The organism is Aureimonas phyllosphaerae (assembly GCF_047943035.1).
GTDB lineage: Bacteria > Pseudomonadota > Alphaproteobacteria > Rhizobiales > Rhizobiaceae > Aureimonas > Aureimonas phyllosphaerae.
Genome location: NZ_CP181348.1, coordinates 146,528 through 167,368 on the forward strand (window position 1 = coordinate 146,528; position 20,841 = coordinate 167,368).

Below are 20,841 nucleotides of genomic sequence, written 5' to 3' on the forward strand. Positions count from 1 at the left end.
GCCCCTCGATCTCCAACCACCACCCGCATGACCGTCCTGGCCACAAGAGCCTCGACGGAACGACCCCACGCGCTCTTCTTCAACAAGGACCCCTTCCATGCCCCTCGCTTCCCTGCCCCGCCGCGCAATCCTTCGGCTCGCCGCCCTGTCCCTCGCGCTGGGTGTCGTCGCCGGCGCCCCCGCCCTGGCGCAGTCGCCCAAGCCCGAGGTTATCCGCATCGGCTCGACCGCGCCCGGCCACCTCAAGTTCATTCTGTTCCGCAACCAGAAGCTCCTAGAAAAGGAATTCGAGAAGGACGGCATCAAGGTCGAGCTCACCACGTTCGACGGTGGTTCGGCGGCCTCCGTCGCTCTCGGCTCCGGCGCGATCGACCTCACCTACATCGGCAACAACCCGTCGCTGCGCCTCGGTGCGAGCGGCGCCGACGTGAAACTGATCGGCCTGTCGAGTTGGGTGCCCTCCAACGAGACCCTTGTCGTCGTTCGGCCGGATTCGCCGGTGAAGACGCTTGCCGACCTCAAGGGCAAGCGCGTCGCCTATCTGTCGGGCACCGTTCGCCATTCGACCTTCGCCAAGGCGCTCGAGGCCGAAGGCGTGTCGATCGACGACGTCGAAAGCCTCAACATCGGCATCGAGAACTCGGGGCCCGCTCTCGCGCGCGGCGACGTGGACGCGATCGTCGAGAGCACCGGTCCGGCACAGAAGCTTGTGGATGCCGGCCAGGCGCGTGTCCTCTTCGACGCCGGCGTGTCCGGCAAGCCGGAATGGGCGGTGCCGCACCTCATCAGCGTCAACGGCGACTTCGCCCGGACCTATCCCCAGATCGTCGAGCGCATCCTCAAGGTGGACATCGAGACCGCCCGCTGGGCCGACGCCCATCCGGACGAGACGATCGCCATCTTCGTCGAGGAAACGGGTAACAGCGAGAAGGCCGTGCGCTCGTCCTATTCGGAAGGCAAGTTCTACCAGAACCCCGAGATCATGCCGCGGGCGATCGAGGCGCTGAAGGGCGAGGAGCGCTTCATGGCCGAGGCCGGGCTTCTGAAGGGCAAGGTAAACTACGACACCTGGGTCGATCGGAGCTTCTACGACGCCGCGGCCGCGCAGGCCACCGCCAGCAACTGATCGGGTTTCGCCTTTCGTCGGGAGGGATTCGGGCGCACGGTGTCCGCGTCCCTCCCTCTTCGCATGACCACGGATTTCCTCAATTCATGACCGCCGCCATGCCGGGCGCTTCCGCCCTTCATCGCCCCCAGCTGATGGCCGGCATCGTGGCGGTGTCCTTCTTCATGCAGGCGCTCGACGGCACGATCATCGCCACGTCGCTGCCGGCCATGGCGGCCGACTTCCGGACCGACGTCGTGAGCCTCAATGTCGGCTTCACGGCCTACCTCCTCGCCATGGCGGTGTGCATTCCGCCCGCCGGCTGGCTCGCCGATCGCCTCGGCGCCCGAAACGTGTTCCTCGGCGCCATCGTCCTCTTCACCCTCGCCTCGCTCGCCTGCGCCGTGGCCGACGGCCTCTGGAGCTTCGTTCTCGCCCGTGTCGCGCAAGGGATCGGCGGCGCCTTGATGACGCCCGTCGGACGCCAGATCATCCTGCGCAACACGCCTAAGGCAGAACTCGTCCACGCGATCGCGCTGATCACCTGGCCGGCGCTGATCGCCCCGGTGGTCGGCCCCGTTCTCGGCGGCTGGATCACGACGCATGCTGGCTGGCGCTGGAACTTCCTCCTGAACCTGCCGATCGGCGCGGTCGGCGTCGCGCTCACGCTCCTGTTCCTTCCCGCCGGCGAGCGCGAGACACCGCGTCCCTTCGACGGACTGGGCTTTCTCCGGACCGCTGGCGCACTGGCGCTGGCGCTCGTCGGGCTCGAGATGCTGTCCCAGGACGGGGGCTGGCCGGCCGCCGGACTCGTCGCCGCGGGCCTCGCCCTCGGCGCGCTCGGCGTGCGCCACCTGCGCCGCGCGCGTCACCCGCTGGTTGATCTCCGGGTCCTGTCCGCACAGACCTTCGCCATCGCCTCGCTCGCGACGGGAACAATGGCTCGCATGGTCATCAACTCGACCCCTTTCCTGCTTCCGCTACTCTTCCAGGTCGGCATGGGCCTCGGCGCGGTCGAGACCGGATCGCTCATGCTGGTCTACTTCCTCGGCAACCTCGCAATGAAGGCGGCGACCACGCGCACGCTGCGCCGGCTCGGCTTCCGCACGCTCCTCGTCGCCAACGGCGTCGTCGCCTCGCTGGCGGTAACGAGCTTCGCGCTGGTGGATTCGTCGACGCCGCGCCCGCTCCTGCTCGCTCTCCTGTTCGTCGCAGGGCTCACGCGCTCCATGCAGTTCACCGCGCTCAACACGATCACCTTCGCCGACATCGAGCCGACGATGCGCGGCGCAGCGACGACCTTCTCGTCCATGACCCAGCAGCTTTCGGTGCTGCTCGCCGTGGCGATAGCCGCCCTGATGATCCGCTTCAGCGTCTTCATCGAAACCGGCACGCCGGACGCCGTGGCCCGGCTGCCGGACTTTCAGACGGCGCTCGCCGTCATGGGCGGGATCGGCGTCCTCACCTCGCTCCGCTTCCTAGCCCTGCCCCGCGATGCCGGCAGCGAAGTGTCCGGCGCGAGGTTGGCTCTCGCACCGAAACCGGAACGCGCCATCTGACTGCCGGCCGGCGGGGCCGCTTCAATTCGACGAGAGTTGAAAGAAGCGGTTGGCGGGACGCGACAAGCCGAGGTTCTCGCGCAGAGTCCGCCCCTCGTACTCGGTTCGGAAGAGGCCGCGGCGCTGGAGCTCGGGCACGACCTTGTCGACGAAGTCGTCGAGCCCTTCCGGCAGATAGGGGAACATCACGTTGAACCCGTCGCAGCCCTCGCTCACCAGCCACTCCTCCATCGCGTCGGCGATGGTCTTCGGCGTGCCGACGAAGGAAAGGCCCGCATAGCCCGCGAAGCGCCGGGCGAGCTGACGCACGGTCAGGTTCTCGGCCCGTGCGATCGCGATAGCCCGGGCCTGCCCGCTCTTCGAGGCGTTGGTGTCCGGGATGTCGGGAAGCAGCGCGTCGGGATCGAAGCGCCGCGCGTCGTGGCCGAGCGCGATGGAGAGGGAATCGATCGCGTTCTGCTCGTGGACGAGGCTGTCGAGGAGGTCGCGCTTCTCCCGTGCCTCGGCGTCGCTCGCCCCGACGACGACGAAGGCGCCGGGTAGGATCTTGAGGTGATCGGGATCGCGCCCGATCCGGGCCATGCGCCCCTTCACGTCGGCATAGAGTGCACGCCCGTCCGCGAGGCCGTTCGGCGCGGCGAAAACGACCTCGGCGGTCTCGGCGGCGAGCTGCCGGCCGGGCTCGGAGGCACCGGCCTGCACGATCACCGGCCAGCCCTGGACGGGCCGGGCGATGTTGAGCGGCCCGCGCACCCGGAAGAACTCCCCCTCGTGGGCCAGGACGTGCATGCGTTCCGAGTCGAGATAGGTGCCGCTCGCCGCATCGCGCGGGAAGGCGTCGTCGGCGAAACTGTCCCAAAGGCCGGTCACGACGTCGAAGAACTCACGCGCACGGCGATAGCGCTGGGCGTGGTCGAGATGCTCGTCGAGGCCGAAGTTCAGGGCGGCGTCGGGGTTCGAGGTGGTGACGATATTCCAGCCAGCCCGTCCCTCGCTGATGTGGTCGAGCGAGGCGAACCGGCGCGCGACGTGAAAGGGCTCGTCGAAGCTGGTCGACCCGGTGGCGACCAGCCCGATCCGGCTCGTGATGGCGGCCAGCGCCGAGAGCAGCGTGAAGGGCTCGAACGAGGTAACCGTATGGCTGCGCCGCAGCGCCTCGGTGCCCATGTTGAGGACGGCGAGATGGTCGGCCATGAAGAAGGCGTCGAAGCGCCCCGCCTCGAGCTTCTTGGCGAGATAGGACAGACGCGGGAACGAGAAGTTCGCGTCGCGCCAAGCACCCGGATAGCGCCAGGCGCCCGCGTGGATGCTGACGGGCCGCATGAAGGCGCCGAGCCTCAGCCGCTTGCGTGCCTCTGTCATCGAGGTGTTCTCCTTGGCGTCGTCGTAGTTTGTGCGTGGCGTCGGGCCGGGCGCCAGGTCGGGGCGGCCGGTGTAACGAATAGAACCTCGACTGGAAACACCGCAGAGACCGCTCGGCTTTGCCAGCATCGATCGTTCTGTCCGGCAGGTACGTGCCCGGCGCTGAAAGGCAAGGAAGCTTGTCTGCCCGACGCGGGCGATTGGACCCGTCAAGCGATCAGCATTTTCCAAGAAAAGTCTAGTGATTGAATAGATATTTCTGTCGGGTCGTCCTTTCGCCCGATAGGTTCATTTCCGATCCGCCGCAGCGCCCATCCCTCGGCGGCGACCTCCCGCCTCCGGAGCCGTCCTCATGAATCGAACCGCCTTTCGCCTGTCGGGCTTCGTTGCCGGGGCCTTCGTCCTTCTCTCGGGTTCGGCAAGCGCCGCCGAACTGTCGCAGATCACCGTGGACTGGGCGACGTACAACCCGGTCTCGATCCTCCTGAAGAACGAAGGGCTCCTGGAGAAGGAGTTCGAAAAAGACGGCATCACGGTCAACTGGGTGCAGTCGGCCGGCTCCAACAAGGCATTGGAGTTCCTGAACGCCCGCTCGATCGACTTCGGGGCCTCCGCCGGCGGCGCCGCGCTCGTGGCGCGGATCAACGGCAATCCGATCCGCTCGGTCGGCGTGTATTCGCTCGCCGAATGGACGGCACTGGTCGTGCCGGAGGGCAGTCCCATCAAGAGGGTCGAGGACCTCAAGGGCAAGCGTATCGCGGTGACGCGCGGCACCGATCCGCACATCTTCCTCGAACGTGCGCTCGCCGACGCGGGCCTCACGGACAAGGACGTGACACTCGTCCTTCTCCAGCATGCCGACGGCAAACAGGCGCTCCTGCGCGGCGACGTCGACGCTTGGGCGGGCCTTGACCCGCTGATGGCCTCGGCCGAACTGGAGAACAAGGCGGTGCTTCTCTTTCGCAAGCCCGAATACAACAGCGGCGGCGTCATCAGCGTGCCCGAAGCGTTCGCGGAAGAGCATCCGGACATCGTCCGCCGCGTGCTCGCCACCTATGAGACGGCGCGCAAGGACGCCCTCGCCCGCCAGGACGCGCTGAAGGACGCGCTCGTTGCGGCCACGAAGCTGCCGCCGGAGGTGATCGAGCGCCAGCTCGAACGCACGCGACTCACCACTACGCAGATCGAGCCGGCCGAACGCGAGGCGATCGTCGAGGCGGGTCTTGCCCTCCAGAAGGCCGGGCTCGTCGCCGCCGAAGTCGATGTCGCAGCCGTCACGGATGAGCTGATCGACGAAAGCTTCGTGCCGCCGAGCCAGTGAGCGTCCGCGACATGAGCTCGACCGTCCGCCTCGCTGCGCGTCCCGACGATTCGACTTCCGTACAGAGGCCGGCGGTCGGCAGTCGGCGCTTCGCGCTTCCCCTCGGCTGGATCCTGCCCGTCGCCCTGGCGCTCGCGTGGGAACTGGCGGTCCGGGTCGGCTGGTCGAACGGCCGGCTGATGCCGCCTCCCTCGCGCATCGCCGAGACACTCTGGGCGCTGGCCGCGAGCGGCGAGTTGGCCGCCCATGTCGTCGCCACTTCGGTGCGAGTCGCCTGGGGCTTTGCGGCAGGGGCGACGGTCGGCATTCTCGCCGGCGCCCTCACCGGCGCCGTGCCGCTCGCCCGCCGCCTCCTCGATCCGACGATCCAGGCGCTGCGGGCCATCCCGTCGATCGCTTGGGTGCCGCTCTTCATCCTTTGGTTCGGCATCTTCGAAACGTCCAAGATCGTCCTGATCTCCGCCGGCGTGTTCTTTCCCGTGTATCTCGGCGTCGCCAGCGCGGTGCTGTCGGTCGATCGGCGGATCGTGGAAGTCGGCCGCGCCTTTCGCCTGTCGCGGCCGGCTTTGGTGCGCCGCGTCCTCCTGCCCGCCATCCTGCCGCAGACCGTGACAGCGCTACGTACGGGCCTTGGCCTCGGCTGGATGTTCGTGGTCGCGGCGGAGTTCATGGGCGCCTCGGAAGGGCTCGGCTATCTCCTCGTCGATGGCCAGCAGCTTGGCAAGGCCGACCAGATCGTCGGCGCGATCCTCGTCTTCGCCGCGCTCGGCAAGCTCAGCGACGCCGGCCTTGCCGCGGCATCCGAACCCTTCCTGCGCTGGCAGGACCGCCACCAGGATGGAATCTGACGCCATGCTCGCCGCCGCTGACCTCACCCGCACCTATCGAAACGGCACGACGGCGCTGAGGCATGTGTCGGCCGAGTTCCAGCCGGGCAGCATCACCGCGATCGTCGGCGGCTCGGGCTGCGGGAAGTCGACCCTCCTTCGCCTTCTGGGCGGCCTCGACCTTCCGGACGGCGGCGAGGTCTTGTTCGACGGTAAGCCAGTCCTCGCGCCCCATCCGGGCATCGGCATCGTGTTCCAAGAGCCGCGGCTGATGCCGTGGCTGACCAACACGGCCAACGTCGAGTTCGGACTGTCGGGCCTGCCGCGCGCTCTGCGCCGCGAGCGCACGGCAGCGGCACTCGCCCGCCTCCGGATCGACGGGGTGGGCGAGCGGTGGCCGAAGGAATTGTCCGGCGGGCAGGCTCAGCGTGTCGCGATCGCCCGCGCGCTTGTCGCCGAGCCCACGGTGCTCCTTCTCGACGAGCCCTTCTCCGCCCTCGACAGCTTCACGCGTTCCAGCCTGCACGAGCATCTCTTGGACTTGTGGCGGCAAACCGGACTGACCTTGGTTCTGGTCACGCACGACCTAGACGAAGCGCTGACGCTCGCCGACCGGATCCTTGTCATGAAGCCGGGTCCAGGCGAGATCGCGGCCCGCTTCGACGTTGATCTGGAACACCCTCGCCATCGTGGTACGCCTTCGTTCGAGGACCTCCGCCGGCAGATCGCCGACGTCATCCTCGTTTCCGCGATGCCAAAGCGCCTAGTATCCTGACAATGCTCGCGACATGCGACTGAGCAGTGGCCGCGGATGCCCCAACCACGAAGGTGAAAACACCGGCGATAGGCCGGGACCGAACTGTCAGCTCATCTTCCGTTGATATACCGAGCGCGCAGCATGTTCTCCTCGAACGCTCGTCCCATCGCGTTGATCGTTCCCGGCGAGTACACGTGTCCCGACGGCGTCCAGATCCAGGGCGACAGACCGAGCGCCGCCTTGTCCGCCTGCATGGCGATCGCAAAGCGGATAGCTTCGCCGAGCGACGGCCAACGATCCGCCGCCTTGCCGGACCATTGCTCGTTCGTCGGCCGTTGTTCCGCATCGCTCCAGACAAGCGTGACGTCGTCGTTGATCTGCATGGCTGTCCCCGCTTGCCGGTCGGACACATCTCGATGTCTGACAGGCAGGCATATCTAACGCGGGCATCTCGGGAAGGTTCACGGCCGCGTGAAGTCAGCCTTCCTTAGTAATTGCAACGGCTTAGCTGTCATGCAACCCAATCCGTCCCGCAGCATTCCGGCTTCGATCCCGAACCCGGAAGGTCCCATGCCGCTCGACACATTCGCGCCGTTCGTCCTGGCCTCGATGGCGCTCCTGCTGACGCCCGGCCCGACGAACACCATTCTCGCCGCCAGCAGTGCCGCCATGGGACTGCGCAGGGCCTGGATGCTTCCGTTGGCGGAAGCTGCCGGCTACGTCATTGCGATCTTCATGTTCGTTCGCGCGTCCGAACTCCTTGCGGACATTCCGATCGCCCTGCCGGCGCTGAAGGGGGTCGCGGCCGCGTGGCTGCTCTATTCCGCCTACAAGCTCTGGACGCAGCCGGTCGAACATCGGGTGCCCGCGGTCGGCGAGGCCATCAAACGGGTGTTCCTGACGACGCTCCTGAACCCGAAAGCCATGCTGGTCGGAACGATCATCATCCCGACAGCGCTCCCCAGGCAGGCCATGAGCGGCGTCCTGCTCTTCCCCTGCCTGTCGATCGCGGCCGGTGCGCTCTGGATGACGATCGGATCGGCGGTTCCCAGCCGTCTACGCCCTTTCGCCTACAAGGGCGCCGCCTGCATTATCGGCGTCTTCTCATTCGCGGCTGCCAGCAGCGCGGCTCACCTGATCTGAGGGCACCGAGCCGCCTCTCCGATGACTGGAGGCTGTCCCGTTCCCTCCGAAGTCCCTGCCCTGCCGCAGCCGACAAAAAAGCCTCCGCATCGCGTCAGCCGCTGCTTGCGGTCGACGCGAAGACCCGCTCGAGACACCACGCCACTCGAGCGGGTCGCCCTGTCCTAGCTATACGGGTGTCGTTCATGGAACGGTGCAGCACATCGTCGCTGTCGACGACAGAGCCGATGCCGCATGGGTGTTTCCCGGCCCACACAGCATCGCACGGGTCCAACAGGTGCGCGCGTCCCAATCAGGCAGATCCGCCCGATTGATGATTGGTGGCGCCGATCCGGCGGCGCCTGTATGCGGGGAGAAAGACGGCACCGCCGCCCAGTCCCGGTCGGAGCAGGCTGCAACGTCACCTCGCATCCCGACGCGACAGCAATCCTTCGGGTTTGCCCGCCGAACGACCGCGGGCCATTTACTGTTCAGCTCTTGCCACGCCAGGGCACCAGTTTCGTTTCAGCGAAACGCATGAGAAGCGTGAACCCGAAGGCGAGAGCCGCGATGATTCCGATCCCGACGAATACCACGTCGGTCGCGAGGAACTGGGCCGCCGACATGATCATGAAGCCGATGCCGCGGGTCGATGCGATCAGTTCGGCGGCCACAAGCGTGCTCCAGCCGACCCCGAGCGCGATGCGGATACCCGTGAGGATCTCGGGAAGGGCGGACGGCAGCACGACGTCGAGGAACAGTTGCCGGCGGCTGGCGCCGAGCGTCAGGGCCCCGTTGACACGCTCGATCGGCAACGCGCGCACGCCTGCCTGCGCCGACAGACAGATCGGGGCGAACATCGCGAGCACGAGGAGCGCGATCTTCGACGTCTCGCCGATCCCCAGCCAGATGATCATCAACGGCAGATAGGCGAGCGGCGGGAGCGGCCAGTAGAATTCGATCGGCACGTCGAACACGCCCTTGGCCCACCGGTTCAGTCCCATCAGGAGACCAAGCGGTACGCCGATCGACGTGGCGATCAGGGCCGCAGACACGATGCGCGTCAGGCTGGCCGACACGTGATCCCAGAGCGAGGCGCCGGCATAGCCATCCCGAGCGATGAGCACGAGCTGCGCCCAGACCTCGTCAGGGCGGGGAAGGAAGAGCGGTGAAACGAGTTCGAGAGTGGAGACGAGCCACCAGGCGGCGATGATGGCAGCGGCGGTCGCAAGACTGATCGCGCGCGTTGGACGCCCCTCGGCCCCGAACCCATGCATCCGCACGAGCTTCGGTGCGTCGGTCACATCCTTGTCCGACAGCGGGACATGGGCCCGAACGACGTCGCTCATGCTGCAATCCCTTGGATGTCCGAGCGATGGATGATAGCGCGCAGTTCCTCGCCGAGCGCAGCGAATTCCGGACGCGCCTTGGCCGAGTATGCCGTTCCCTGCGCGGCGAATTCGTCCACGAACTCGAGCGGCATGCGGGCGACGATCCGGCCCGGTCGCGGAGACATCACGATCACCTCGCGGCCGAGAAGGAGCGCCTCGTCGATCGAATGCGTAATGAGGAAGATGCGTTTGCCCGTGCGGTGCCAGACACTGACGAGGAGATCCTGCATCGTCTCCCGCGTCATGGAGTCCAGCGCGCCAAAGGGCTCGTCCATGAGGAGGATCTCAGGATCGGTTGCCAGCGCCCTTGCGATACCAGCTCGCTGGCGCATGCCGCCCGAGAGTTCGTAAGGATAGGCTTGGGCGAAGTCCTGAAGTCCGACAAGAGCGAGAAGATCCGCGGCCCGCTCCCGGCGCTCCGCTCGGGCAACCCTTGCGAACTTCAGGCCGAGCGCGACGTTGTCGAGCACGGTCTTCCAGGGCAGGAGCGTATCCTTCTGGAACACGACGCCTCGGTCAGCCCCGGGTCCGACGATCGGCCGGCCGTTCAAGGTGATCGAACCGCTCGATACGGGCAGGAAGCCCGCGATGGCGTTGAGGAGCGTTGACTTACCGCAGCCGGACGCTCCGAGCGCCACGACGAAGCCGTGGTCGGGAATGTCGAGGGACACCCGGTCGAGGGCATGGACCGCCCGTCCGTCTCGACCGGCGAAATGAATACTGACGCGGTCGACCTTCAGCATCGAGGGGTTCCTATCGAGGTGCGGAGAATGGGCAGGCCGACCGGGGGAGGAAACGGCGCGGCCTGCCCGGCCAACCGTCGTCAGTTCGTCAGCGCGACGGCGGCAGGCGTGACGAAGTCCGCATAGGAGTCGAGGACCCGGGACACCTTCCCCTGCTCTTTCAGGAACGTCGCCGTATCCTTCAGGATCTTCGCGGCGCCAGCGTCCTCACCGCCACCCAGCCACTTCGAGGAAGCCTGCTCCTCCGGGGTCAGAAGCGTGAGGTTCTTAAGGGCCGCTGCCTGCTGCTCGGCGGTGCCGCCGAGGAATTTGGCGAGCGTCTTGGCATTCTCGCTGTCAGGTCCCCAGGCAGCCGGATCCTGGCGGAACGAGGCATAGGTCTTGTCCACCACCCCGGCATAGGCCTTCAGGAACTCCGGGTTGGCCTTGGCGAACTCGCCGGCGGCAACCCAGGCCGAGAACGTCGGGGCCCCGCCTTCTGCGACCTCGCGCGAGGTAACGAGAACCTTGCCCCCCTTCTTCAATTCGGTCAGCGCCGGATCCCAGACGAACCCGCCGTCGATGTCTCCGCGATTGTAGGCTGCCACGATCTCAGGCTGCGGGATCGCGAAGACCTGGACGTCCTTCTCGCTCAAGCCCTGCGACTTGATGAGGGCCAGCAACTGGTAGTGATCCGTGGAGACCGGTGCTGCCGCGAGCTTCTTGCCCTTGAGGTCCTTCACGCTCTCGATGCCGGACCCGTTGCGCACGACCAGCGCCTCATCCGTCCCGGAGATCGAGGCGAGCTGGAACGCCTTCACGTCGAGCCCGCGGGACGTCGCCGCCGCGAACGGGCTCGATCCGACGTAGCCGACCTGAACGTCGCCGGATGCGATCGCGGCGAAGATGTCGGCTCCGGAATTGAACTTGCGGAAGTCGATCTCGTACCCAGTCGCCTTCTGGAACTCTCCGTTGGCGATGGCGACGGACGACGGAAGGGCATCCGTCTGATACCCGACGGTCACCTTCTTGTCGGCGGCACCGGCGCCAGTCGCCAGAATGATCGCGGCCATCCCCACGAAGGTCGCCAGCGACGTCCTCACTTTGCTCATTCTCTTCCCCTCGCGACCCGAGCGGCCTTCCGGGCCGCGTCCGTTGTTGAACACGCCATCAGCATCGTTCACGAGGGTTTGTTCGCCTAGGTATAATTCACCGAATTAGTAGATTTTGGAGAAACGAAAGTTCCGACGATCCGGTCTTGCCGTGGAGGTTCATCCAAGCGCCCGGTCGGGTTCCGGTCTAGTTTCCCATCGTCTCCCGGAATTCGAAAATCGGGATAATCGACAGGCCGGGTTTCGGCGTCGCAGGGAGTTGTCAGGATGGCTGCCGGAACCCTTCCCCTCGAGTTCTTCTGGTTTCTGCCGACATCCGGCGACGGTCGCTATCTGGGTTCCGATGTCGGGAACCGGCAGCCAGACAACGCCTACATGCGCGAGATCGCGGTCGCCTGCGACCGACTCGGCTTCGATGGCGTGCTGCTGCCGACCGGGCAGTTCTGCGAGGATTCGTGGATCACCGCAGCGTCGGTCGCGCCCTTCACGGAACGACTGAAGTATCTCGTTGCGGTCCGGCCGGGCGTCGCGACGCCGGCGCACTACGCACGGCAGGCTGCTGCCCTCGATCGGCTGACCAACGGACGTCTTCTTCTGAACGTCGTTGTCGGGGGCGAAGCCAAGGAACTCGCAGTCGACGGCGTCGATCTTCCCCATGACGAGCGCTACCGGCAGGCCGCCGACTTCCTGACGATCTGGCGCGGGCTGATGGCGGGCGACACCGTCGACTTTCAGGGTGACCATCTCTGGGCAAAAGGAGGTCGCAACGCGTTCCCGCCGGTCCAGACGCCCCATCCTCCCCTCTACATCGGCGGCTCCTCCGACGCCGGCATCGAACTCGCGACAGATCATGTCGAAGTCTACCTGACCTGGGGCGAGCCCCCGGCCCAGGTTGCGGAAAAGCTCGAGCGCGTCCGCGCGAGAGCGAAAGCGAAGGGGCGTTCGGTGCGTTTCGGCATCCGGCTTCACCTCATCGTCCGGGAGACGGAAGCCGAGGCCTGGGCCGAGGCGGATCGACTGATCTCCCACGTTACCGACGAAGCGATCGCGCAAGCTCAGGCACGCCTGGACCGCGACAGCGACAGCGTCGGCCAGCAAAGGATGTCCGCCCTCCATGGCGGACGTCGGGACGGGCTCGAAGTGTCCCCGAACCTCTGGGCAGGCGTTGGCCTCGTGCGCAAGGGTGCCGGGACCGCGCTCGTCGGCGACCCTGCAACGGTCGCAGAGCGGATTCGCGAGTACCAGGCACTCGGCATCGAGACGATCATCGCCTCCGGATACCCGCACCTCGAGGAGGCCTACCGTGTTGCCGAACTCCTCTTCCCGTTCCTCGGACGGATCACCGGCAACCGGGGACGCATCGATCCCGCAACGCAAGGCGAGCGGGCAGGATTCGCTTCGGAGTCGGGGATAGGATCCGCGCGACCGCCATCGTAAAGGTCGCCGCGTCCCCGCTTACAGCCCGACGTCGAACACCATCTGATCCATCGAGCGAGACGGCTCGGCGCAGCCGGCATGACCGACGATGCGCGCGGGAACGCCGACCACCGTGCGGTTGGACGGCACGGACTGCGTGACGACCGAGCCGGCACCGATGCGGGTACAGTGGCCGATGGTGACCGGCCCCAGGATCTTGGCTCCTGCCCCGATCAGAACGCCATGTCCGATGCGAGGATGGCGCCGGCCGTCGATCTCCTGCCCTTCCAGCGAGCCGAGGACGACGCCCTGAAGCATCGACACGTTGTCGCCGACCTCGGCCGTCGCCCCTATGAAGACGCCCGTTGCGTGATCCACGAACAACCCGTCCCCCAGCGGCACGCACGGGTGGATCTCGACCTGAAACATCTCGGTCGCGCGGTCCGCGATGTGCAGCGCGAGGTCGCGTCGGTCGCCATGCCAGAGTCGGTGCACGATGCGGTGCGTCTGCACCGCATGGAACCCCTTGAAGTAGAGCACCGCATCCAGCGCCACCTCACTGGCCGGATCCCGGTCGATCAGCGCCGCGAGGTCGAGGCGCAGCGAGCGGCGTAGCGCGGCGTCCTCTTGGTAGGCTTCCAGAAAGACGCTGCGCAGGAAGTCCGCCGGCAGGATCCCGCCGATGCGGGTGGAAAGGCGCTGGGCCATCGCCTCCTCGAGCGAATGTTGGGCGAGGATCGTCGCGACCACCATCGGCGCGAGCGTCGGCTCGCGCGCAAGCATGCTTTCGGCCTCGCGCCGCAGCCGCGCCCACCACATGTCGGTCGGGGCCGGCGGAGTGTCCGGTGCGATCGTGTCCGGTAGAACTGGTGAGAAGGCGCCCGGAACCTGCGGCATCTGCGTCATGGCTTCCTCCCGGATGATCGGATGATGGATGGCGAGGCTAATCGCGCAGCAGCGGCAGCAGCGCCTGCCCTTGCCGCTCGATCTCGCGCAGATACGGCGTGTCGGACAGGATGAAGGTCGTGATGCCGAGGTCGCGGTAGCGCTTCAGAGAGGCGGCGACTTCCTCGGCCGAGCCAACGAGCCAGGTCGTGCCGGCCCCGCCACCACCAAAGCGACCGGGGGCCGTGTAGAGGTTGGTGTCGAGAACGTCGCCCCGCGCCTGAAGATCAAGGAGCCGCTGCTGTCCCACCGCGACCTCGCCCTTGTGATCGTGCCACCCGACGCCCGCCGTCTCGGCCATCCGAGCGACCTTGGCCTCGGCATCGCGCCAGGCTTCCGTGCTCGTCTCGCGCACAAGGGTCGTGATCCGCAGGCCGAAGCGCAGCGGCGCATGCTCGCGCCCAACCTCACCCGAGAGCTGCTTCAGGCGCGCGATGCGCTCGGCAACGTCGGCGAGCGGTTCGCCCCAGAAGAGCTGCACGTCGGCTTCCGCCGCGGCGACGCGCTCTGCGGCGTCCGAAGCGCCGCCGAAGTAGAGGGTCGGATGCGGACGCTCAGGAAGGCTGGCGGGACGAGGCCGCAGGGTCGATCCGGAGAGCTGGTAATGCTTCCCGTCGTAGCGAACGTCGTCGTCGGTCCAGAGCCTGCGCAGGATCTGCATGAACTCGCGCGTGCGCTCGTAGCGCCCCGCCTTGTCGAAGGCGCCGTCGCCATAGGCGGCGGGGTCGTCGATGCCCGACACGATGTTCACCCGGACCCGACCGCCGGTGAGGTCGTCCAGCGTGGCCAGGGCGGATGCCGCCAGCGCCGGCTGCCAATAGCCCGGCCGGATCGCGATCAACGGCTCGAAGCTCGTGGTTCGGGCAGTAAGCGCGGCGGCCACCGTGAACGTATCGGGCCGCCCCCAACCTGCGCCGAGCAGTGCGCCCTGCCAGCCATGACGCTCGATGGCTTCCGCCTGCGCGACCAGCGTATCGAGGCTGTTGTGGCCGGGCTCGGCCGTATCGCCGCGATGTCCGGCAACGGACTGGTTGGGGATGTACCAGAGATAGTCCATTCGTGCCCTTTCGGCATGCCGGCTGCGATGCTTCCGAACCTGACGCGCGACCGATGGCCCGGACGATCCCAGAAAGGATCGAGGCATCCCAGGCCTCATTGCCCCTACTCGCGGCGGGTCAGTCACTGCGGCCCGGTCCCGCGACCGTTACGTGCGTCAATTCGAAAGCTCAGCCCCCTTTCATCCGCTGGATGATAGCCCGTCGGCATGGAAGAAACCCAGGTCAGAATTGCCTACCATACTGATAGAATGAGTAGGCTTTTCCTCGCGGCGCCTGTTCTCAGCTCGTAGTCTCCTCCTGTCGCATAAGCGGCGCCGACCGATCCCGATGGAGACGCCCCTGATGCCGCCTGCAAAGATCGAACGTCCGACACGACCTGTCGTTTCGAAGACCGTCGGATCCGCTCGTTGATGCTGGCGCGTCCCGAGACTGTCGACGTCGGGGTGGCCTTCGAGGCGCGAGGGCTGACGATCGACTTTCCTGCACAGGGGGGCACCGTCCGCGCCGTCGACGACGTGAGCTTCTCGGCGGCGGAGGGCGATCGTCTTGTTCTTCTCGGGCGCTCGGGCTGCGGCAAGTCGTCGATCCTGAAGTCTGTCGCAGGCTTCATCCAGCCCGTTGCCGGAGACATCCGGGTGAAGGGGCGCCGGGTGTCGGGTCCCGGACCCGACAGGATCGTGGTCTTCCAGGAGTTCGACCAGCTTCTTCCCTGGAAGACGGTGCGCGAGAACGTCGCCTTCCCCTTGCGCGTCTCGGCGCGGGCGGGCGGAAAGGTCCCGAAGGCCGAAGCCCGGGAACTTGCGGCCGAAGCCCTGCGCAAGGTCGGCCTGGAGCGGGTGATCGATGCCTACCCCCATACCCTGTCCGGCGGCATGAAGCAGCGCGCGGCCATCGCGCGGGCCCTCGTCACGAATGCCGACGTCCTCCTGATGGACGAACCCTTCGCAGCACTCGACGCGCTCACCCGGCGGCAGTTGCAGAAGGATCTCCTCGCCCTTGCCGAGGCGGAGCGCTTCACCCTCCTGTTCGTGACCCATTCGATCGAGGAGGCGATCCTCATCGGGACGAAGCTGCATCTCCTGTCCCCTCACCCCGGCCGGACGATCGCCTCGTTCGACACGTCCGAGTTCGGCCTCGGCAACAGCGGCGGGGCCCGGTTCGAGAGCGTCGTGCGGGAGGTAAACCATCTCCTCTTCGGCGCGACGCCCGAGCGGAGCCCGGTCCATGTCTGATGCGATCGCAACGACGACCCTGCCGCGACCGCGCCTGTCGAACGGATCCGCCAGCTTCCTGCGCAAGCTCGCGGTCCTGGCGCTCCTCGCCGCGCTCTGGCAGGCGGCGGCGCTGTGGACCGCCAAGCCGATGCTTCTTCCGAGCTTCACCGACACGATGCGGGCCCTTGTTGCCGGCATTCTCGAGGACGGGCTCCTCGCCTCGTCCTGGCGGTCGCTCACCGTGCTCATGAAGGGCTATGCGATCGCCGTCGCGATTTCGCTTGTTCTCGTCTCGCTGGCGGTCGCCAACGGCTTCGCCCGTGAGGCGTTGCGGACGCTCATCTCCATGTTCAACCCCCTGCCCGCCATAGCGATCCTGCCCCTCGCGATGCTGTGGTTCGGCCTCGGCGAGGCGAGCCTCGTCTTCGTGCTCGTCCATTCCGTTCTCTGGCCCTTCTCGCTCGCGACGCTCGGCGGCTTCGACGGCGTTCCGGAAACGCAGCGCCTCGTCGGGCGGAACTACGGCCTCAAGGGTCCCGCCTATGTCGCGCTCATTCTCGTTCCTGCCGCGCTTCCGTCCGTCATCTACGGGCTGAAGATCGGGTGGGCCTTCGCTTGGCGGACCCTGATCGCCGCGGAACTCGTGTTCGGCGTCTCGGCGGGACAGGGCGGCCTCGGCTGGTACATCTTCCGCAACCGCAACGAGCTCTTCACGGACAAGGTCTTCGCCGGACTGGTGCTGGTGATCGTCATCGGCCTCCTCGTCGAGGGCGTCGTGTTCCGTCTTCTGGAGTCTCTTACTGTCCGCCGCTGGGGCATGCAGCGCTGACGCGGCCTCCTCTCCCGACGCACTTCCTCATCTCCCATCAGCAGAAAGCCTTCTCCCATGAGTTCGCGTCCCGACCGCATCCCCACCCGTCGCAAGCTTCTCCTCGCGGCAACGGCCTCTGCGGCGCTGCTGACGGGTCTTCCCTCGGCAGCGCTGGCGGAGGGCAAGATTCGCATCGCCCAGCAGTTCGGCATCGCCTACCTGATCCTCGACGTCGTCCGGGACCAGAAGCTGATCGAAAAGCATGGCCGGGAAGCCGGGATCGACATCGAGGTCGAATGGGCGAGCATCTCCGGCGCGACGGCCATGAACGAAGCGCTCCTGTCCGGCTCGCTCGACATCGTATCGGCCGGCGTTCCGCCGGCGCTCACGATGTGGGACCGCACCAAGGGCAGCGGCCAAGAGGTGAAGCTCGTCTCGTCGCTGGGCTCGCTGCCGAACTACCTCATCACCAACAACCCGGCGGTGAAGACGCTGGCCGACTTCGGACCGAACGACCGCATCGCCGTCCCGGCCGCGGGCGTCGGCTTCCAGTCGCGCACGCTGCAGATCGAGACCGCCCGGCAGTTCGGCGCGGAGAACTTCAAGAAGTTCGACGACATCTCGGTGAGCCTGCCCCATCCGGACGCGACGGCCGCCCTGGTCGCGGGCGGCACTGAGATCAACTCGCACTTCTCCTCGGCGCCCTTCTATTACCAGGCGCTCGCCGCCAACCCCGCGGTCCACAAGGTACTGAGCTCCTACGACATCCTCGGAGGGCCGGCGACGTTCAACGTCCTCTATGCCACCGCGCCTTTCCACGACGAGAACCCGAAGACCTACAAGGCGCTCTACGCGGCCCTCGGCGAGGCTGCCGGCTGGATCGCCGCCAACAAGGACGCCGCCGCTGAGACCTTCATTCGCCAGCAGAACTCCAAGCTCTCGCCCGAACTGGTGCTGGAGATCCTCGACGATCCCGAAAACGACTTCACCATCACCCCGGAGAAGACCGAGGTCTACGCGCGTGAGCTGCACAAGCTGGGCGTCCTCAAGAACGAGGCGGCGTCGTGGAAGGACTTCTTCTTCGAGGAAGCCGCGGCCGGAAGCGGCAGTTAGACGCGAGCTCCAGCGCGGGTCGCATCGCGGCGGGGGGCGTCGATCGATAGGATTGGCCGATCCCCACCATGGAAGCGGAGGGACCGGCCCCGACCGTCGATACCGCGGTTCTCGACATGAGCGACAAAGTGAACTTCAGGGTGGAACGGCCTTTGGCGTGGACGCCCTGAGGGTCCGGCCGCGCGGCTTGCCCGTCGCAGCCTCACGCCACCGGTGCGTTTTCACGCCGTGATTCGACACGGGGTGGTCTGAAGGATGTTCGATCGTGCCGCCTCGCCGCAGCCGGCATCCCTTTTGCCAACGGTCCGGACCACGAAGACCGAAGAGGTCGCAGCGAGCGTCGATCGGCAAGCGTCGCCCCGGCCCTCGCCGAAGCGGCGGTCGTCACCCGTCGCTACGGCCCGCTTCGAGAGCGGGCACCGGACATGCGCGGACGGTCAGCCGCTTCGCAGGCTTCCAGCTGTTGGCCAAGGATATGGGCGACGAGTTCGGCATGGGCCGTGACCTGCGGCAGTCCCATCAACTCGCCGAACGTGCCGCGAGCCAGCGGTCCGGCAATGAAGAGACCGGGCACGACGGAGCCGTCCCGGCGCAGGGCACGGTGCTCGGCGTCGACATGCAGGCCGAGACCCACACGGTCGAGATCGATGAGACCCGCCTCGAAAAGCGAGCGAACCGGCTCTCGCTCCACGACGGCGCGATGGGCCGGGCCGGTCGTGTTGACGACGATGTCGAAGTCCCGGCTCTCGATCGCCCGTCCGCCGCGCGGTCGATAGGCTACGGTGAGCCCCGCGTGCCCCGGCTGCGAGGAGACGAGCGAGGCTGCGACGAGGCGGAGCCGCCCCTCCCCTTGCGCGCGGTCGAGGACCGCGGCCACCTGCGGCGCGATCCGGAAACGGTGGACGTCCCAGAAGCTGCGCAGCCGACGCACGAGCTGGCGTCGTTCCTGCTCGGGAAGAGCGCTCCAGATCGTCGGCCCTCCCGTCCGCAGGGCGTCGAGCACCGCGTGCCAGCTGATGCCCATCGCGGCCGCCTCATCGATGGCGTGGCGGGTGTTGCGCGTCAGTTCACGAACCGTGCGGGCCGGCGCCGACGTGAAGTCCCCGAACGGCTCGACCGCCGACGGGGCGTGGCCGCGCGAGCGCAAGCCGTTGCGCGACAGCATGAGGATCGGGCCGCGATGCCCGCGCCGGTCGAGCGAGGCGACCATGTCGGCGGCCGTCAGCCCGCTGCCGACGACGAGGACGCGCGCATCCCGTGACACCGCATCCAGCACGCCGGGCTCGCCGGGATCGACGACGAAGCGCGGATCGCCGGACAGGGCGCGCAGCGCCGCCGGCACCGCCGGCGGCGGATGCGTCGTCGCCACGACGAGGAGATCGGCATGGAGCACCCCGTCCGCCAGAGCGACATCGAACGTCCCGCCGGGACGGCGCGCGATCGCCTCGGCCGCCGTGCGGCGGTGGACGATCCGGCCGCTCGCGACGAAGGGCGCGAGGGCATCGGCGACGTAGCGCCCGAAGAGGCCCCGCTGCGGAAAGGCTTGGCCCGACGCGCTCACGGCGTCCGGATCGTCCGCGATGGCGCCGGTCGCCCGGAGCCAGCGCGCGAAGGCGTCCGGGTCCTGCGTGTCGAGGCTCATCCGGTCGGCGGGCACATTGATGCGATGGGCGGGATCGCGCGTCGAATAGGCGAGCCCCGCCCCCAGCATCTCGCGCGGTTCGACGACGACGATCTGCGCCCGCCGCCCCGCCGGGGACCGCGCGAGATGGTAGGCGACGGCCGCGCCGGTGAAGCCGCCGCCGATGATGGCGAGCGTCGTCACGACTGGCTGGCGATCCGCGTCGGACGGCTGTCGCCGGCGATCGTCTCGCCGAAGGGGCCGGTGTTGACCCCCGCCGAGCGCGCGCGCAGCGGATGACTGAGGGGCAGCCGCGGCAGGACGAGTTCGCCGAAACGGTAGGCTTCCTCGAGATGCGGGTAGCCCGACAGGATGAAGCTGTCGATGCCGAGGCGGCGGTACTCGTCGATCCGCTCCGCCACCGTGTCGGGGTCTCCGACCAGCGCGGTGCCCGCGCCGCCACGCACGAGGCCGACGCCCGCCCACAGGTTCGGGCTGACCTCCAGCTTGTCGCGCCGGCCGCCGTGGAGGCGGCTCATGCGAGCCTGTCCGACCGAGTCCATCCGCGAGAAGACCTCCTGCGCCTGCGCGATGGTCGCGTCGTCGAGACGGCTGATCAGGTCGTCGGCCGCTTCCCAGGCCTTGGTCGTCGTCTCGCGGACGATCACGTGGAGGCGGATGCCGAAGGAGACCTCGCGCCCCTTCTTCTCCGCCAGCGCGCGCACGGTCTCGATCTTCTCGGCGACGAGCGCCGGGGGCTCGCCCCAGGTCAGATACTTGTCGATCTGTTCGGCCGCGACGTCGTTGGCGGCTTCCGACGAGCCGCCGAAATAAAGCGGCGGATAGGGCGTCTGGACCGGCGGAAAGAGCAGCCGGCCGTCGGAGATGCGGAAGTGCTTGCCCTCGTACTCGACCGTCTCGCCAGCGAGCACGCGCTTGTAGATGTCGAGGAACTCGCGCGTCACCTCGTAGCGCTCGGCATGGCTGAGGAAGATGCCGTCGCCGCCGTTCTCCTTGGGATCGCCGCCGGTCACGACATTGATCAGGAGCCGGCCGTTGGAGATCCGGTCGAGGGTCGCCGTCATGCGCGCGGCGAGCGTCGGGGACTGGAGGCCGGGACGCACGGCCACCAGGAAGCGCAGCCGCTCCGTCAGCGGCGCGAGCGCCGAGGCGATCACCCAGGAATCCTCGCAGGATCGGCCGGTCGGCAGCAGCGCGCCGTAATAGCCGAGCTGATCGGCGCCCTGCGCGATCTGCTTGAGATACGGGAGATCGACCGCCCGGCCACCCTCGCTGGTGCCGAGATAGCGGCTGTCGCCGTGCGTCGGCAGGAACCAGAGGACGTTGATGGCGTCGGGAATGGAAAGGGGCATGGGCTCGGGACC

The 20,841-nt window shown here is 67.4% G+C and carries 19 protein-coding genes; 10 read left to right on the top strand and 9 right to left on the bottom strand.

The genetic code is table 11. The features are described from left to right. Positions 1–97: 97 nt before the first annotated feature. Both ACLNGM_RS00705 and ACLNGM_RS00710 read left to right on the top strand, forming a co-directional pair. Complete coding sequence (locus ACLNGM_RS00705) at positions 98–1,126, top strand: aliphatic sulfonate ABC transporter substrate-binding protein (RefSeq protein WP_416356770.1); 1,029 nt, start codon at positions 98–100, stop codon at positions 1,124–1,126. Positions 1,127–1,212: 86 nt separating this feature from the next. After that, on the top strand, positions 1,213–2,664 hold the full coding sequence (locus ACLNGM_RS00710) for an MFS transporter (RefSeq protein WP_416356771.1): 1,452 nt from the start codon (positions 1,213–1,215) through the stop codon (positions 2,662–2,664). 21 nt (positions 2,665–2,685) lie between these two features. Here ACLNGM_RS00710 and ACLNGM_RS00715 read toward each other — a convergent pair whose 3' ends face one another. Next, complete coding sequence (locus ACLNGM_RS00715; protein ID WP_416356772.1) at positions 2,686–4,026, bottom strand: LLM class flavin-dependent oxidoreductase; 1,341 nt, start codon at positions 4,024–4,026, stop codon at positions 2,686–2,688. A 352-nt stretch (positions 4,027–4,378) separates the two neighbouring features. Between ACLNGM_RS00715 and ACLNGM_RS00720 the strand changes: the two genes are divergently transcribed. The 3 genes from ACLNGM_RS00720 to ACLNGM_RS00730 are packed head-to-tail and all read left to right on the top strand — an operon-like array spanning position 4,379 to position 6,949. Beyond that, the gene (locus ACLNGM_RS00720) at positions 4,379–5,347 is read left to right on the top strand and encodes an aliphatic sulfonate ABC transporter substrate-binding protein (protein ID WP_416356773.1); all 969 of its coding nucleotides are present in this window, start codon (positions 4,379–4,381) and stop codon (positions 5,345–5,347) included. 11 nt (positions 5,348–5,358) lie between these two features. Next, entirely contained in the window at positions 5,359–6,195 is an 837-nt protein-coding gene (locus ACLNGM_RS00725; protein ID WP_416356774.1) for an ABC transporter permease, read from the top strand. Continuing rightward, positions 6,185–6,949: an ABC transporter ATP-binding protein gene (locus ACLNGM_RS00730; RefSeq protein ID WP_416356775.1), complete on the top strand. Its 765-nt coding sequence runs from the start codon at positions 6,185–6,187 to the stop codon at positions 6,947–6,949. Before ACLNGM_RS00725 ends, ACLNGM_RS00730 begins: the two co-directional genes overlap by 11 nt. A 92-nt stretch (positions 6,950–7,041) precedes the next feature. Here the strand turns inward: ACLNGM_RS00730 and ACLNGM_RS00735 are convergent, their stop codons facing one another. Next, positions 7,042–7,314 (bottom strand): hypothetical protein, encoded by a 273-nt coding sequence (locus tag ACLNGM_RS00735; RefSeq protein WP_416356776.1) that lies wholly within the window; start codon positions 7,312–7,314, stop codon positions 7,042–7,044. Positions 7,315–7,402: 88 nt separating this feature from the next. On the opposite strand from ACLNGM_RS00735, the gene ACLNGM_RS00740 reads away from it, so the two are divergent. After that, entirely contained in the window at positions 7,403–8,074 is a 672-nt protein-coding gene (locus tag ACLNGM_RS00740; protein WP_416356777.1) for a LysE family translocator, read from the top strand. A gap of 470 nt (positions 8,075–8,544) precedes the next feature. On the opposite strand, the gene ACLNGM_RS00745 is transcribed toward ACLNGM_RS00740, so the two are convergent. From ACLNGM_RS00745 to tauA, 3 genes are all read right to left on the bottom strand, one after another. Then, the gene (locus ACLNGM_RS00745) at positions 8,545–9,402 is read right to left on the bottom strand and encodes an ABC transporter permease subunit (RefSeq protein ID WP_416356778.1); all 858 of its coding nucleotides are present in this window, start codon (positions 9,400–9,402) and stop codon (positions 8,545–8,547) included. Next, a complete protein-coding gene (locus tag ACLNGM_RS00750; protein WP_294645641.1) occupies positions 9,399–10,187 on the bottom strand; it encodes a taurine ABC transporter ATP-binding protein in 789 nt (262 codons plus the stop codon). The genes ACLNGM_RS00745 and ACLNGM_RS00750 overlap by 4 nt, the downstream gene beginning before the upstream one ends. Positions 10,188–10,267: 80 nt before the next feature. Next, complete coding sequence (gene tauA, locus ACLNGM_RS00755) at positions 10,268–11,239, bottom strand: taurine ABC transporter substrate-binding protein (RefSeq protein ID WP_416358527.1); 972 nt, start codon at positions 11,237–11,239, stop codon at positions 10,268–10,270. A gap of 306 nt (positions 11,240–11,545) precedes the next feature. On the opposite strand from tauA, the gene ssuD (ACLNGM_RS00760) reads away from it, so the two are divergent. Further along, the gene (gene ssuD, locus ACLNGM_RS00760; protein ID WP_416356779.1) at positions 11,546–12,715 is read left to right on the top strand and encodes an FMNH2-dependent alkanesulfonate monooxygenase; all 1,170 of its coding nucleotides are present in this window, start codon (positions 11,546–11,548) and stop codon (positions 12,713–12,715) included. 18 nt (positions 12,716–12,733) lie between these two features. Here ssuD (ACLNGM_RS00760) and epsC read toward each other — a convergent pair whose 3' ends face one another. Then, positions 12,734–13,600: a serine O-acetyltransferase EpsC gene (epsC, locus tag ACLNGM_RS00765; protein WP_416356780.1), complete on the bottom strand. Its 867-nt coding sequence runs from the start codon at positions 13,598–13,600 to the stop codon at positions 12,734–12,736. A 37-nt stretch (positions 13,601–13,637) separates the two neighbouring features. Further along, positions 13,638–14,696: an LLM class flavin-dependent oxidoreductase gene (locus ACLNGM_RS00770; protein ID WP_416356781.1), complete on the bottom strand. Its 1,059-nt coding sequence runs from the start codon at positions 14,694–14,696 to the stop codon at positions 13,638–13,640. A gap of 411 nt (positions 14,697–15,107) precedes the next feature. On the opposite strand from ACLNGM_RS00770, the gene ACLNGM_RS00775 reads away from it, so the two are divergent. The 3 genes from ACLNGM_RS00775 to ACLNGM_RS00785 are packed head-to-tail and all read left to right on the top strand — an operon-like array spanning position 15,108 to position 17,835. Then, the gene (locus tag ACLNGM_RS00775) at positions 15,108–15,929 is read left to right on the top strand and encodes an ABC transporter ATP-binding protein (RefSeq protein ID WP_416356782.1); all 822 of its coding nucleotides are present in this window, start codon (positions 15,108–15,110) and stop codon (positions 15,927–15,929) included. Then, on the top strand, positions 15,922–16,740 hold the full coding sequence (locus ACLNGM_RS00780; protein ID WP_416356783.1) for an ABC transporter permease: 819 nt from the start codon (positions 15,922–15,924) through the stop codon (positions 16,738–16,740). The genes ACLNGM_RS00775 and ACLNGM_RS00780 overlap by 8 nt, the downstream gene beginning before the upstream one ends. Positions 16,741–16,797: 57 nt before the next feature. Further along, entirely contained in the window at positions 16,798–17,835 is a 1,038-nt protein-coding gene (locus ACLNGM_RS00785) for an ABC transporter substrate-binding protein (protein ID WP_416356784.1), read from the top strand. A gap of 394 nt (positions 17,836–18,229) precedes the next feature. On the opposite strand, the gene ACLNGM_RS00790 is transcribed toward ACLNGM_RS00785, so the two are convergent. Then, complete coding sequence (locus tag ACLNGM_RS00790; protein ID WP_416356785.1) at positions 18,230–19,660, bottom strand: FAD/NAD(P)-binding protein; 1,431 nt, start codon at positions 19,658–19,660, stop codon at positions 18,230–18,232. Further along, positions 19,657–20,829 carry an FMNH2-dependent alkanesulfonate monooxygenase gene (ssuD, locus tag ACLNGM_RS00795; protein ID WP_416356786.1) on the bottom strand — a complete coding sequence of 391 codons (1,173 nt, stop codon included), beginning with the start codon at positions 20,827–20,829 and terminating at the stop codon, positions 19,657–19,659. Before ssuD (ACLNGM_RS00795) ends, ACLNGM_RS00790 begins: the two co-directional genes overlap by 4 nt. Between the last annotated feature and the right edge of the window lie 12 nt (positions 20,830–20,841).

Coding starts and splice junctions, on each gene's coding strand:
- ACLNGM_RS00705 (WP_416356770.1), top strand. CDS start 98: ATGCCCCTCGCTTCCCTGCCCCGCCGCGCAATCCTTCGGCTCGCCGCC.
- ACLNGM_RS00710 (WP_416356771.1), top strand. CDS start 1,213: ATGACCGCCGCCATGCCGGGCGCTTCCGCCCTTCATCGCCCCCAGCTG.
- ACLNGM_RS00715 (WP_416356772.1), bottom strand. CDS start 4,026: ATGACAGAGGCACGCAAGCGGCTGAGGCTCGGCGCCTTCATGCGGCCC.
- ACLNGM_RS00720 (WP_416356773.1), top strand. CDS start 4,379: ATGAATCGAACCGCCTTTCGCCTGTCGGGCTTCGTTGCCGGGGCCTTC.
- ACLNGM_RS00725 (WP_416356774.1), top strand. CDS start 5,359: ATGAGCTCGACCGTCCGCCTCGCTGCGCGTCCCGACGATTCGACTTCC.
- ACLNGM_RS00730 (WP_416356775.1), top strand. CDS start 6,185: ATGGAATCTGACGCCATGCTCGCCGCCGCTGACCTCACCCGCACCTAT.
- ACLNGM_RS00735 (WP_416356776.1), bottom strand. CDS start 7,314: ATGCAGATCAACGACGACGTCACGCTTGTCTGGAGCGATGCGGAACAA.
- ACLNGM_RS00745 (WP_416356778.1), bottom strand. CDS start 9,402: ATGAGCGACGTCGTTCGGGCCCATGTCCCGCTGTCGGACAAGGATGTG.
- ACLNGM_RS00750 (WP_294645641.1), bottom strand. CDS start 10,187: ATGCTGAAGGTCGACCGCGTCAGTATTCATTTCGCCGGTCGAGACGGA.
- tauA (WP_416358527.1), bottom strand. CDS start 11,239: ATGGCCGCGATCATTCTGGCGACTGGCGCCGGTGCCGCCGACAAGAAG.
- ssuD (WP_416356779.1), top strand. CDS start 11,546: ATGGCTGCCGGAACCCTTCCCCTCGAGTTCTTCTGGTTTCTGCCGACA.
- epsC (WP_416356780.1), bottom strand. CDS start 13,600: ATGACGCAGATGCCGCAGGTTCCGGGCGCCTTCTCACCAGTTCTACCG.
- ACLNGM_RS00770 (WP_416356781.1), bottom strand. CDS start 14,696: ATGGACTATCTCTGGTACATCCCCAACCAGTCCGTTGCCGGACATCGC.
- ACLNGM_RS00775 (WP_416356782.1), top strand. CDS start 15,108: ATGCTGGCGCGTCCCGAGACTGTCGACGTCGGGGTGGCCTTCGAGGCG.
- ACLNGM_RS00780 (WP_416356783.1), top strand. CDS start 15,922: ATGTCTGATGCGATCGCAACGACGACCCTGCCGCGACCGCGCCTGTCG.
- ACLNGM_RS00785 (WP_416356784.1), top strand. CDS start 16,798: ATGAGTTCGCGTCCCGACCGCATCCCCACCCGTCGCAAGCTTCTCCTC.
- ssuD (WP_416356786.1), bottom strand. CDS start 20,829: ATGCCCCTTTCCATTCCCGACGCCATCAACGTCCTCTGGTTCCTGCCG.